Source organism: Parasphingorhabdus flavimaris (genome assembly GCF_013371215.1).
GTDB lineage: Bacteria > Pseudomonadota > Alphaproteobacteria > Sphingomonadales > Sphingomonadaceae > Parasphingorhabdus > Parasphingorhabdus flavimaris.
In genome coordinates, this window is record NZ_JABWMH010000002.1 from 555187 (window position 1) to 567621 (window position 12435).

The 12435-nt window shown below is 58.4% G+C and carries 11 protein-coding genes and 1 tRNA gene; 6 read left to right on the forward strand and 6 right to left on the reverse strand.

Features of this window, described 5'->3' with window-relative positions:
- Positions 1-14 precede the first annotated feature (14 nt).
- The 3 genes from HUO14_RS07350 to ppdK all read left to right on the forward strand — a co-directional run bounded on the left by HUO14_RS07350 (position 15) and on the right by ppdK (position 6214).
- Complete coding sequence (locus HUO14_RS07350; RefSeq protein WP_217907939.1) at positions 15-887, forward strand: glycine--tRNA ligase subunit alpha; 873 nt, start codon at positions 15-17, stop codon at positions 885-887.
- A gap of 133 nt (positions 888-1020) precedes the next feature.
- A complete protein-coding gene (gene glyS / locus HUO14_RS07355) occupies positions 1021-3315 on the forward strand; it encodes a glycine--tRNA ligase subunit beta (RefSeq protein WP_176279209.1) in 2295 nt (764 codons plus the stop codon).
- Between the two features lie 220 nt (positions 3316-3535).
- On the forward strand, positions 3536-6214 hold the full coding sequence (ppdK, locus tag HUO14_RS07360) for a pyruvate, phosphate dikinase (RefSeq protein WP_176279210.1): 2679 nt from the start codon (positions 3536-3538) through the stop codon (positions 6212-6214).
- Here ppdK and HUO14_RS07365 read toward each other — a convergent pair.
- On the reverse strand, positions 6211-6900 hold the full coding sequence (locus HUO14_RS07365; RefSeq protein ID WP_176279211.1) for a DUF4259 domain-containing protein: 690 nt from the start codon (positions 6898-6900) through the stop codon (positions 6211-6213). The genes ppdK and HUO14_RS07365 overlap by 4 nt on opposite strands.
- 107 nt (positions 6901-7007) lie before the next feature.
- Here HUO14_RS07365 and HUO14_RS07370 point away from each other — a divergent pair.
- Together HUO14_RS07370 and folE are read left to right on the forward strand one after the other, a co-directional pair.
- Positions 7008-7084, forward strand: a tRNA-Arg gene (locus HUO14_RS07370).
- 113 nt (positions 7085-7197) lie between these two features.
- Entirely contained in the window at positions 7198-7818 is a 621-nt protein-coding gene (folE, locus tag HUO14_RS07375) for a GTP cyclohydrolase I FolE (protein WP_217907940.1), read from the forward strand.
- A gap of 12 nt (positions 7819-7830) precedes the next feature.
- Here folE and HUO14_RS07380 read toward each other — a convergent pair whose 3' ends face one another.
- The 5 genes from HUO14_RS07380 to rpsF all read right to left on the reverse strand — a co-directional run bounded on the left by HUO14_RS07380 (position 7831) and on the right by rpsF (position 10886).
- A complete protein-coding gene (locus tag HUO14_RS07380; protein WP_176279212.1) occupies positions 7831-8487 on the reverse strand; it encodes a Fe2+-dependent dioxygenase in 657 nt (218 codons plus the stop codon).
- Positions 8487-9533, reverse strand: a complete 1047-nt coding sequence (locus tag HUO14_RS07385; protein ID WP_176279213.1) for a hypothetical protein — start codon at positions 9531-9533, stop codon at positions 8487-8489. Before HUO14_RS07385 ends, HUO14_RS07380 begins: the two co-directional genes overlap by 1 nt.
- A gap of 87 nt (positions 9534-9620) precedes the next feature.
- Entirely contained in the window at positions 9621-10268 is a 648-nt protein-coding gene (gene rplI, locus HUO14_RS07390; protein ID WP_176279214.1) for a 50S ribosomal protein L9, read from the reverse strand.
- A gap of 10 nt (positions 10269-10278) precedes the next feature.
- Positions 10279-10503 (reverse strand): 30S ribosomal protein S18, encoded by a 225-nt coding sequence (gene rpsR, locus HUO14_RS07395; protein WP_176279215.1) that lies wholly within the window; start codon positions 10501-10503, stop codon positions 10279-10281.
- A gap of 20 nt (positions 10504-10523) precedes the next feature.
- Entirely contained in the window at positions 10524-10886 is a 363-nt protein-coding gene (gene rpsF / locus HUO14_RS07400) for a 30S ribosomal protein S6 (protein WP_176279216.1), read from the reverse strand.
- Between the two features lie 451 nt (positions 10887-11337).
- Between rpsF and trpS the strand changes: the two genes are divergently transcribed.
- Positions 11338-12348 (forward strand): tryptophan--tRNA ligase, encoded by a 1011-nt coding sequence (trpS, locus tag HUO14_RS07405; protein WP_176279217.1) that lies wholly within the window; start codon positions 11338-11340, stop codon positions 12346-12348.
- The last annotated feature ends 87 nt before the right edge of the window (positions 12349-12435 follow it).

Genomic DNA, 12435 nt, shown 5'->3' on the forward strand with positions numbered 1-12435 from the left:
AGAAAGTCTTCATCTTGGCCGATACGAAGCCTCTAAGCTTCCAGCAGATCATCCTGAAACTCCACAATTACTGGAGCGATCGGGGCTGCGTGATCCTGCAACCCTATGACATGGAAATGGGGGCAGGGACGTTCCATCCCGCGACCACCCTGCGCGCCCTCGGGCCGGATCCGTGGAATGCTGCCTTCGTCCAGGCCTGCCGCCGTCCGACCGATGGTCGCTATGGCGAGAATCCGAACCGGCTCCAGCATTATTACCAATATCAGGTAGTGCTCAAACCATCGCCGCCGGACATCCAGCAGCTCTATCTAGACAGTCTGGTCGCGATCGGCATCGATCCGATGCTCCACGATATCCGTTTCGTCGAGGATGACTGGGAAAGCCCGACGCTCGGCGCCTGGGGACTCGGCTGGGAAGTTTGGTGCGACGGCATGGAAGTCACCCAGTTCACCTATTTCCAACAGATGGGCGGCTTCGACTGCAAGCCGGTGGCTGGCGAACTGACCTACGGGCTGGAACGTCTGGCCATGTACATCCAGAATGTCGACAGCGTTTACGATCTGGATTTCAACGGAAATGGAGTATCTTACGGCGATATCTTTCTGGACAATGAGAAGCAGATGTCGGCATGGAATTTCGAGGTCGCCGACACGGAAACCCTGTTTGACCTGTTCAACAAGGCGGTCGTCGAATGCGAGAACTGCCTCGAGGCGAAACTCCCGATTCCCGCCTATGAACAGGCGATCAAGGCCAGCCACGTTTTCAACCTGCTGCAGGCGCGCGGCGTCATCAGCGTCCAGGAACGCGCCAGCTACATGGGCCGCGTCCGTGATTTGGCCAAGGGCAGCTGTGAAGCGCATATGATCAAGAACGGATGGGCCGCGTGATGGTTGTGGCAACATTATTTTCCTCCCTGTGCGAAGCACGGGGAGGGGGACCATCCGCAGGATGGTGGAGGGGCCCCTCCGTCAGCCGTTCCGGCTGCCACCCCCCCATCGCTTCGCGACAGGGAGGAATTAGATGACCGACTTCCTGCTCGAACTGCTTTCCGAAGAAATCCCGGCGCGGATGCAGGCGAAAGCCCGCGCCGACCTGCAGCGGCTGTTCACCGAACAGATGACCGCAGCGGGCCTGAAAGCCGGCGCGATCACCGTCTGGTCGACGCCACGGCGTCTTGCTCTCATCGCCAGGGGCCTGCCCGCACAGACCGAAGCGGTCAGCGAGGAAGCCAAGGGACCACCCGAAGCCGCGCCGGATCAGGCGGTCGAGGGTTTCTGCCGCAAGAATGAGGTCACCCGCGACCAGCTCGAAGTGCGTGACGTCAAGGGACGCCCGACCTATTTTGCCGTGATCAACAAGCCGGGCCGCGATACGCAGGATGTGCTGGCGGAAGCCATTCCGGCGATCATCAGGGCCTTCCCGTGGCCGAAATCGATGCGCTGGGGTGACGCCAGTGCGTCGACCGAAAGCCTGCGCTGGGTGCGGCCGCTGAGCGGCATCGTCGCGATCTTCGGCGACGATCTGGTGCCATGCGAAATTGACGGCATGACGTCAGCCTATGATACGGTCGGGCATCGCTTTCACCATGATGGCATGATCACCATCGGCAATGCCGATGACTATGTTGAAAAACTGCGCGCCTGTCATGTGATCGTCGATCATGAAGAGCGTCAGAATATCATCCGCGATGGGGCCGCGAAAGCCGCATCCGACGCCGGACTGGAGCTGGTCGAAGACGAAGGCCTGGTGATCGAGAATGCCGGCCTGACCGAATGGCCGGTGCCGTTGCTGGGCGCGTTCGATCCCGCATTTCTCGACGTACCGGAAGAGGTGATCCAGCTGACCGCCCGGGTGAACCAGAAATATTTTGTGTGCAAATATCCTCCCAATGCGCAGGATGGTGGAGGGGCCCCTCCGTCAGCCGTTCCGGCTGCCACCTCCCCATCGCTTCGCGACAGGGAGGAAAAATTGGCTCCCTATTTCGTCTGCACGGCGAATATCGACGCCAGCGATGGCGGCAAGGCAATTGTTGCGGGGAACGAAAAAGTCCTCGCTGCGCGACTCTCCGACGCAAAATTCTTCTGGGAACTTGACCAGAAGACGGCATTGGAGGATCATGCAAAGAAATTGAGCAACATCGTGTTCCACGAAAAATTGGGAACGGTTGCCGACAAGGTAGAGCGTGTGGCCAAGCTGGCTGAGTGGTTGGCGTCTTTAGAAGGGACTGGGTTACTCCGTGCCAACCCGGAACAGACCAAGCAGGCCGCACGTCTCTGCAAAGCCGATCTCGTCACCGAAATGGTCGGCGAGTTCCCCGAGCTGCAAGGCTTGATGGGCGGCTATTATGCAGAGAAAGAAGAGCTTCCGGTGGAAGTCTCACAAGCGATCAGAGATCATTACAAGCCGGTCGGGCAGGGCGATGATGTGCCGACTGACCCGGTGACGGTGTGGGTGAGCCTGGCGGATAAGCTGGATACGCTGGCTTGCTTTTTTGCGATTGATGAGAAACCCACCGGTTCGAAAGATCCGTTCGCGCTCCGTCGGGCGGGAATCGCTAATCTGAGCCTGTGGCACGATAATAAATTGCGAGGGTCACATTTAAAAGTGCTTCGCCAGGCTATTGCAATCGCGGCCGAACAGATGCCTACGTTAAAAGAGAGGCTGGAAAATTTATCCAAAGCGGCGGGCGTATCAGAGAATTTGTTGAAGAGAGCTATTGATCGCGAAGCTGAGGAACTTTGGGGTTTTCTCGTTGACCGGCTGAAAGTCCAGCAACGCGAAGCGGGCGTCCGTCACGACCTGATTGACGCGGTGTTCGCGCTGGGTGGTGAAGACGATCTGGTGCGTTTGCTCGCCCGGGTTAAGGCTTTGCAGGCCTTTGTCGAAACCACGGACGGGGAAAATCTGCTCGCCGGTTACAAGCGGGCTTCGAATATATTGAAGAAAGAGGGCGCTGGTGCCGTTCGTGTCGAGCGTAGTCGAGACACGGATGAAGGTAGGCATGGTCTCTCGACTTCGCTCGAGACGAACGGGGAAGGGCTCAAACCCCTTTCCTACACGCCCGAAAAGGCCGAAAAGACCCTCATAGACGCGCTCGACGCGGCGCAGCCGCAGGTCACTGCCGCGATCGAGGCCGAGCAGTTCGAGCAGGCGATGACCGCGCTGGCGGCCCTGCGCGGCCCGATTGACCAGTTTTTCGAGGATGTGACGGTGAACGACGACGACGGAGCGAAGCGCGAAGCCCGGCTTGCCCTGCTCGCGCGTTTTCGCAACGCCGTCCACCAAGTTGCTGATTTTTCGAAGATCGAGGGCTAGAAGAGATTTGATTCATAACAGTGTAAAGTGTGTAAAGTTCGACGGCGGTTTTTTCGGTTATGAGGACTGACCGAAAAGCCCCTCCTCTTCAGAGGAGGGGTCGGGGTGGTGTCTATCCCCACTCACAAAACTCGGAGACTGGCATCGAGCCAGCCTCCTCATAAACCACCCCTTGCCCCTCCTTTGAAAAGGAGGGGTTGGACAGTGATGAGGCAGATGAATGACCCAATATGTATATCGTTTCGGTGGCGGCATGGACGCGGATGGTGCGCCATCTGGCAAGACAGAAGCCCGCAACCTGCTCGGCGGCAAAGGGGCCAATCTCGCCGAAATGGCCAATATCGGCCTGCCGGTTCCTCCCGGGTTCACGATTTCCACCGAAATGTGCACCGAATATATGAACAATGACGGCGCCTATCCCGACAGTCTGAACGCCGAAGTCGCGCAGGGCGTGGCCCATATCCAATCGGTCACCGGCAAGACATTCGGCGATGCGGCCGATCCGCTGCTGGTCTCGGTGCGCTCCGGCGCCCGCGCCTCGATGCCCGGGATGATGGACACGGTGCTCAATCTCGGTCTCAACGACGACACCGTCGAGGGCCTTGCCAAAACCTCCGGCGACGAACGTTTCGCCTGGGACAGCTATCGCCGGTTCATCCAGATGTATAGCGATGTGGTACTCCAGCTCGACCATGATTCCTTCGAAGAGGCCTTGGAAATTATCAAGGAAGACAACGGATTCTTCACCGATACCGAGATGGAGTCTGAACATTGGAAGGCCTTGGTCAGCGAATATAAGGCGCTGGTCGAGAAGCAATGGGGCAAGCCTTTCCCGCAGGACGTCAATGACCAGCTCTGGGGCGCGGTCAGCGCCGTGTTCGGCAGCTGGCAGGCAGACCGGGCCAAGGTCTACCGCCGGCTCAACGATATTCCCGCCGAATGGGGCACGGCCGTCAACGTCCAGGCGATGGTCTTCGGCAATATGGGTGAAACCAGCGCCACCGGCGTCGCCTTCACCCGCAATCCCTCGACCGGGGACAGCGCCTATTATGGCGAATGGCTGATCAACGCGCAGGGCGAGGATGTTGTGGCCGGCATCCGCACCCCGCAATATCTTTCGAAAGCCGCCCGCGAAGAGGCCAATGCCAAGCCGCTGTCGATGGAAGAGGCGATGCCGGAGACCTACAAGGAGCTGACCGACGTGTTCGATCTGCTCGAACGCCATTATCGCGACATGCAGGATATCGAATTTACCGTCGAACGCGGCAAATTGTGGATGCTGCAGACCCGCTCGGGCAAGCGTACCGCCAAGGCGGCACTGAAAATTGCGGTCGATATGGCCCATGACGGCCTCATCACCGAGGAAGAAGCGGTGTTGCGCGTCGATCCGATGGCGCTCGACCAGCTGCTCCACCCGACGCTCGATCCGGAAGCGAAACGCGACGTGCTGACCACCGGCCTGCCGGCTTCTCCCGGCGCAGCCAGCGGTCTGATCGTGTTCGACAGCGATACCGCCGAGCGGCGTACAGAAATGGGCGATGACGTCATCCTCGTCCGCATCGAGACTTCGCCGGAAGATATCCACGGCATGCATGCCGCCAAGGGCATATTGACGGCGCGTGGCGGCATGACGTCACACGCCGCCGTGGTCGCCAGAGGCATGGGAAGACCGTGTGTTTCCGGTGCCGGCACGGTTTCGATCAACAATGAAACCAAGGTCATGAAGGTCGGCGATCGCGAATTGAAAGAAGGCGACATGCTGACCATCGACGGCAGCAACGGCCAGGTGATGGCTGGCCGCGTCGATACCATCCAGCCGGAACTGGTCGGCGACTTCGGCGTGCTGATGGTCTGGGCCGACAAGGTGCGCCGCCTTGGCGTCCGCACCAATGCGGAAACCCCGCTCGATTGCCAGGTGGCCCGCGATTTCGGTGCCGAGGGCATCGGCCTCTGCCGGACCGAACATATGTTCTTTGATGCCGCCCGGATCACCGCGGTTCGCCAGATGATCCTGGCGCCCGACGAGCAGGGCCGCAGGCTGGCTCTGGCGAAATTGTTGCCGGAACAGCGCGACGATTTTCGCCAGATTTTCGAGGTCATGGTCGGCCTGCCGGTGACCATCCGCCTGCTCGATCCGCCGCTGCACGAATTTCTGCCGCACAACCAGTCGGAATTCGAGGAAGTCGCAAAGGCCGCCGATGTGGGTGTTGAAACGCTGAAACAGCGGGCGAGCGAATTGCACGAGTTCAACCCGATGCTCGGCCATCGCGGTTGCCGTCTCGGCGTCACTTATCCCGAAATCTATGAAATGCAGGCGCGGGCGATTTTCGAGGCTGCCTGCGAAGTGGCGGAAGCCAGCGGCGAAGCGCCGATTCCCGAAGTCATGATCCCGCTGGTTGCCACCGCGCGCGAACTGGAACTGATGAAGGATGTGGTCAACCGCATGGCCAGGGAAGTCTTCGCCGAAAAGGGCCGGGAGATCGAATATCTCGTCGGCACGATGATCGAACTGCCGCGCGCTGCCCTGATGGCGGGCGAGATCGCCGAACATGGCGAGTTTTTCAGCTTCGGCACCAACGACCTCACCCAGACCACACTCGGCGTGTCGCGCGATGACGCCGGGCGGTTCCTGACCCAATATGTCGACAAGGGCATTTTCCCGCGCGATCCGTTTGTCAGCCTCGATATCGAGGGCGTCGGCCAGCTGATCGAAATCGCGGCCGAGCGGGGCAGGGCAACGCGGCCCGGCATCAAGCTCGGCATTTGCGGTGAACATGGCGGCGATCCGGCCTCTATCGCCTTCTGCGAGAAAACCGGGCTCGATTATGTCAGCGCGTCGCCTTATCGCGTGCCGATCGCGCGTCTGGCGGCGGCACAGGCTGCACTGAACCGAAGCTAGTCTTCCTTTCGGCCCAGTATCCGGTCGATTTCGGCCTGAGCGATGTTGAATTTCCAGTTCTGGACCATGTGCTTGCTGTGCAATTTTCCGTTCAGGCAGGCGAGGTGGCAATAGAGGCCCCGTGAGACAAACAGCCCGTCGGCGTTTGACAGGTCACGAAATTCGAGCTGGAAAATTTCGCCTTCGGCAATGGGCTGGTCGCAAAAGGCGCAGGGCGTGAGATAGCCTTGGCTGCTTTCGATTTGTTCCAGCGGCGGCGGGTTACAGGGCACATCTGCGTTGAGCCGGTCGATCAGGCCGGAAATGGCGATATTCCACTCGTTGGTTTCGCTATCCTCTTCGGACCATAGATCAAGCAGCTCCGATCCTGCCAATATTCGGGAAACCGAATCCTTCGCCTTGTTGATCAGAGGCGTGTCGGGCTTTGCCATGGTGCCGAGGCGGTTGCGGAGATCGTCGGGAACATCGGCGGCCTGCCGCCCCATGAGAAAGGCGACGCATTCCGCTGCAGCAAGGATTTCGCTGGCCAGATCCACTTCGATATAGGCATCCGGCCCACAATCGTCTGTCTGGCCAAATGAATCGAGCTCGTTGAACTTGCCATCGATGTCATCGATCGAGGCGACTTCGGCGGCCCAGTCTAGCGCGGAATCATTCTCGAAACTGCCCGTACCCCATGTTCCCATCGACCGTCTCTCCGTCCGTTGACGGTCATTCTACAAATGAATGACAAAATAGCCACTAAAATGGCTTGCAAGCACGGGCATCACCCCCTATCTGCACCGTCTGGTTAGCGCCCATAGCTCAGCTGGATAGAGTACTTGACTACGAATCAAGGGGTCGGGAGTTCGAATCTCTCTGGGCGCACCACCTTCCTTTCTGTCAGGCCATGCACTGCAAAAGATGCACCAAGGTGCACTTGCGCATGGCTCGCCGCTGGCGTAACTTGTCGGCATTGCATCTGATGAACCAAAGGACCTGTTTTGGCCGATTATTCCCAATCCATTGTCGACGCTCTCGCCGAGCGCGAAGCCCAGAAAATTGCGGTGCCGGACGAGGTCCAGGAAGCGGTGAAGACGCTGCTGCGCTGGACCGGTGACGATCCCGAGCGCGAAGGGCTGGTCGACACGCCAAAACGCGTCGCGCGCGCGTGGAAGGAATATTGCGAGGGCTATGCCGAGAATCCCGCCATGCATCTCGCCCGCACCTTCGAGGAAGTCGGCGGCTATGACGAGCTGGTGTTGCTCAAGGACATTCCCTTCCACTCGCATTGCGAGCACCATATGGCGCCGATCATCGGCAAGGCGAGCATCGCCTATATGCCGACCGACAAGGTCGTCGGCATTTCCAAGCTCGCTCGCGTGCTCCACGGCTTTGCCCGGCGGTTGCAGGTGCAGGAACGGCTGACAGCCGAAGTGGCGGAATGTATCTGGGACAATCTGAAGCCAGCCGGTGTGGCGGTCGTGATCGAAGCCAGTCACAGCTGCATGACGGCGCGCGGCGTTCGGACGCCCGGGGTCAAGATGACCACCAGTCGTTTGCTCGGATGTTTTCTGGACGACGCGCGGAGCCGCGAGGAAGTCATGAGCCTGATGGGCTATTGAGCCACAGGCGGCTCAGCGCATCCATTTCCGCATGAGATTATATTGTATCGCCTGCATTCGGGTGTAATTGGCGTGAGACATGTTATGTCCCTCCAGCGCGGCGACTTCATTCAGTTCGTAGAGAAGATTCCGGTTGGTGACATCCGGTATTTTGCTCTGGATGAAGGTGATGGCAACCATGCGTTCGCCATCGGTGACCGGCTCGACCTCGTGGAGCGTTGAAGACGGGTAGACGATCGCGGTGCCCGGAGGCCCCTTGAACCGCATGCTGGCTTCGCCCTGGGTGACATGGAGAGCGCCACCGACCGAATCCTTTACGTCGCTGAGAAAAATCGTGCAACTCAGGTCGGACCGCAGCGGGGCGTCTGGCAATGGAATGATCGCGCTGTCAGCGTGCAATCCGTAATTCATTCCGGGCTTGTACCGTGTGATCAGTGGCGGAGCGACTTGCTCGGGAAAGGCAAAATCGACAAATTCGCGATTGGCCATCAACGCATCGAGCAGGATCTCCGACGACTGTTTATAGCCCTCGACATCGTGCAATTGCAGGTTGTTCTTCACCTTGCTGTGCGGGTTGCTGATCTTGCCGTCGACAAATTGGGCCTTTTCGGCAATCTGTTTCAGCTGGTTGACCTGCGCCTGGTCGAGTAGATTGAGCTGCTTGAACATTATCTCTTCGTTTCCGCTGTTGCTATCGCGGCGGCCACTTTCGGATGTTGCCGCGCCAATTGATCGATCCATAGCAGTGTCTGCCGGATATCGTCAGCATGAATTTTTCCCGCTTCGGCCAGAAGCTCTTCGCGCAGCGAGGCGCTATAATCATATTCGGGGGCCTTGGAATAGCTGGTCATGATCGGACCGGACACCAGTTTCTCGGCCTGATCCAGAGGCAGGCTCCTGCCGAAATGATCTGCGGCGGATTGCAATTTTCCGGCGGGCTGGTTCAGGAAATGATCAAAATCCATCCACATGATGTCTGCATCCGGGCAGCGCTTTTCTGCATCACAAAGCGTGACCATTTCGCACAGCCAGCCCAGGGCGCTGGTCTGGGCCAGCGTCAGCTGCTCCATGGTTCCGACAGGTTGGCCGAGATGCTGCTCGAGGCGTTTCAGCCTGAGCTCAGTCAGGGCAGCGGCTTCCTGCTTCGACGCATCACCGGCCAAAATGGTCTGCAGATAACGTTCACGCGAGGCAACGAGGAAAAGTGCGGTGCCTGATCCGGCCAACAGGTCCTGGGCGAGGGGGCTGACAAAGCTGCTCGCCTTGATCATCACCCGTTGATCGGGGTGAAATGTCCGCGAGAGCCAATGTTCGACCTGATCGAGCCTTTTGGCTTGCTCGTCACCGGTCCAGCCGATTTCAGCCGGATTGTTGATCCGGACGTCGGCCAGCTGCCGCAATATCGCAGGCTCGCGCAGCGCCAATATGCTGTCGATTTCCCCGAGCAGTCTGGAAATCAGAGTCGATCCGACATGGCCGATATGGAAAATATACTGGGGCTTGGGAAGATTTGCCAGCGGCACGGAAGCAACATCCGCCCAGGACACGACCTGCCGTTGCAAATCGGGAGTGAATATTCGCTGATCAAGGAAACTGGCCTGGCGAAAGGCGGCTTCGCTCATGGTCGAAAGGAGGACCTGCTCCTTCTGCAGATCGGCGAGATGCGGGAACAGGGACGCATCTTTCGCAAAAAATGATTGCCAGTCGTCGCTCAACGCGCCCTCCAAAGAAAAAGCCCGGGTCTGGTGAACCGTCTTGCGACGTTCCGGACCCGGGCTTTCGATATCAAAGTCAGAATAGGACTATTCCTTGGTTTCGGTATCGTCCTGTTCTTCGGTTTCTGCTGTTTCGTCCGCTGCTTCCGAAGTGGCTTCTTCGCCAGCTTCTTGAGCATCGTCTTCGCTGTCAGGCGCAAGCGCGTTGGCAGCCAGTTCGGCCTGATCTTCTTCGAACATCTGGGCAATCACGTCGACGCCGTCCTTCTGAAGATCGGCTTCGTCGTCCGAACGGGCGACATTGGCCTGGATCGTGACATTGACTTCCGGGTGGAGACGAACGCGGACATCGAAAACGCCGAGTGTCTTGATCGGCTTTTCCAGAATGACCATGCTCTTCTCAACGACGGAGCTCTTGCCATCGGCGTTCAGGGCTTCGACAATATCGCGAACCGATACGGAACCGTAAAGCTGGCCGCTGGCAGACGACGCACGGATCAGAACGATCTGCTTGCCTTCAATGCTGCCGGATGCCGCTTCGGCTTCCTTGCGCTTTGCTTCATTGTCGGCTTCGATCTGCTGGCGGTTGGCTTCGAAGACTTTCTTGTTCGCCGCATTGGCACGCAAGGCCTTCTTGTTGGGTAGCAGAAAATTGCGGGCATAGCCGTTCTTGACGGTGACGATGTCGCCGATGCTGCCGAGTTTCTCTACGCGTTCAAGCAAAATAATATCCATTGTTTCGCTCCTATTTCACGAGGTAAGGCAGGAGGCCAATATGGCGAGCGCGTTTGATAGCTTTGGAAAGCTCGCGTTGCTTCTTGGCGGAAACTGCGGTGATACGACTTGGTACGATCTTGCCGCGTTCGGAAATGAATCCCTGCAGCGTCTTCACGTCTTTATAGTCGATTGGCTGTGCGTTTTTACCGGAAAAGGGGCAGCTTTTGCGGCGACGGAAAAATGGACGTCCCATATCTTAACTCCTTCTCTGGCTTAATTATTATCGAAATCGCGGCGCGGTTTGCGGTCGCGGTCGGGTTTGCGCATCATCACGGACGGGCCTTCTTCATGCTCGTCAACGCGGATGGTCAGAAAACGGATAACATCTTCGTTGATCCGGGTCTGGCGTTCCAGTTCCAGGACAACGTTGCCCGGTGCGTCGAGACGCAGCATGACATAATGTGCCTTGCGGTTCTTCTGGATCTTGTAGGCGAGCGTACGCAGGCCCCAGGTTTCGGTCAGTACGACCTTGCCTTCGTTGGATTCAACAATTTTGGTGGCTTCCTGCGCAAGAGCATCAACCTGAGACTGGCTCAGATCCTGCCGCGCAAGGAAGACATGCTCATACATTGGCATGCAATCATTCCTTCATTTACCGCCGATCGCTGACGCCGCACCATGCGAACGCCCCTCCGGCTTTCTTCTTTTTCCGGGTGAATCGGACAGGCCGGTTCACGCGGAAGCGGCGCCTATGGCGGAAATGGCGGGGGAATGCAAGGGAGAAGGAGGGGGCTGCAATGTCGGAAAAGCTAGGTTGCTCTTAAAGGCCGAAACTGGGTGGAAAGCGGTCGGACGGCTTTCAGGCTGCGGTCAGAAGAAAGCTGCCGTTGCCTGCTTGCCTGATGGTAACAGGCTCGCTATGTAAGTCCTATGACCTACCGGCTTTCGACCATCAATCAACTTTGGTGGCCCGCGACTTAAGCGCGGCCAGTCATATTTCTGTGACCTCATCCGCTGCTTTCGGCGGCTAGGATCATCAGCACTCCCATCCCGACGGCAGCAGTGGCAACTTCTAGGAGAATTGTCCATGCGACCTGTTTCACGTCCTGTAATCCTGACCGGCGACCGCACCACCGGTCCCCTGCACCTGGGACATTACATCGGCTCTCTGAAGAGTCGGGTAGAGTTGCAGCACACCCACAAGCAATATGTGCTTCTGGCCGACACCCAGGCGCTGACCGACAACGCCGATCATCCTGACAAGGTGCGTCGCAATGTCCTGGAGGTGGCGCTAGACTACCTAGCGGTCGGAATCGATCCAGCCCTGTCCACGATCTGTCTGCAATCGGCTTTGCCTGCTTTGGCGGAGTTGACCATGCTCTACCTGAATTTCGTCACGGTCGCGCGCCTCGAGCGCAATCCGACCATCAAGGAGGAGATACAGGCGAGAGGGTTTGGTCGCGACATACCCGCCGGCTTTCTTTGTTATCCGGCAGCACAAGCTGCCGACATTACGGCGTTCAGAGCGACCGTGGTGCCGGTCGGTGAAGATCAGACGCCCCTGATTGAGCAGACCAACGAGTTGGTTCGCCGTCTCAACCGACAAATCGGCCGGTCCGTGTTGCCAGAAGCACGCGCGATTACGCCGCTGATAGGGCGCCTTCCCGGCGTGGACGGCAGGGCGAAGATGAGCAAATCTCAAGGTAACGCTTTGCCCCTGTCGGCTAGCGACGATGAGATCGCGGCAGCCGTACAGCGCATGTACACGGACCCCGATCATCTCCGTGCATCCGACCCAGGGCGCGTTGAGGGCAATGTCGTATTCACTTATCTCGACGCCTTTGACCCCGACCGTGAAGCTGTTGCCGAACTGAAGGCGCACTATCAAAAAGGAGGTCTTGGGGACATGGTTCTGAAGCAGCGCCTCACGATCATCCTCCAGGCCACCGTCGCTCCGATCCGTGAGCGGCGGGCTGCGTTAAGTCGGGATGTCGACACGATAATGGACATCTTGCGAACCGGCGTTCAGCGGGGCCGAGAGATCACCGAGCAGACTAAGGATGAAATCGTAGCAGGCCTTGGACTTTTTTCTCTTTGAACGCACGAAAATCGCATCCACTTTCGAGCGGACGCCAACACCTCAGGAGTGTCCGGAATTGGGGCGATTGCAGAAGGGCAGGTAATA

Bases quoted from the DNA above. Each gene is read 5' to 3' on its own strand.
- ppdK (WP_176279210.1), top strand. From the start codon at position 3,536: ATGACCCAATATGTATATCGTTTCGGTGGCGGCATGGACGCGGATGGT.
- trpS (WP_176279217.1), top strand. From the start codon at position 11,338: ATGCGACCTGTTTCACGTCCTGTAATCCTGACCGGCGACCGCACCACC.
- rpsR (WP_176279215.1), bottom strand. From the start codon at position 10,503: ATGGGACGTCCATTTTTCCGTCGCCGCAAAAGCTGCCCCTTTTCCGGT.
- HUO14_RS07380 (WP_176279212.1), bottom strand. From the start codon at position 8,487: ATGTTCAAGCAGCTCAATCTACTCGACCAGGCGCAGGTCAACCAGCTG.
- glyS (WP_176279209.1), top strand. From the start codon at position 1,021: ATGACCGACTTCCTGCTCGAACTGCTTTCCGAAGAAATCCCGGCGCGG.
- rpsF (WP_176279216.1), bottom strand. From the start codon at position 10,886: ATGCCAATGTATGAGCATGTCTTCCTTGCGCGGCAGGATCTGAGCCAG.
- rplI (WP_176279214.1), bottom strand. From the start codon at position 10,268: ATGGATATTATTTTGCTTGAACGCGTAGAGAAACTCGGCAGCATCGGC.
- HUO14_RS07365 (WP_176279211.1), bottom strand. From the start codon at position 6,900: ATGGGAACATGGGGTACGGGCAGTTTCGAGAATGATTCCGCGCTAGAC.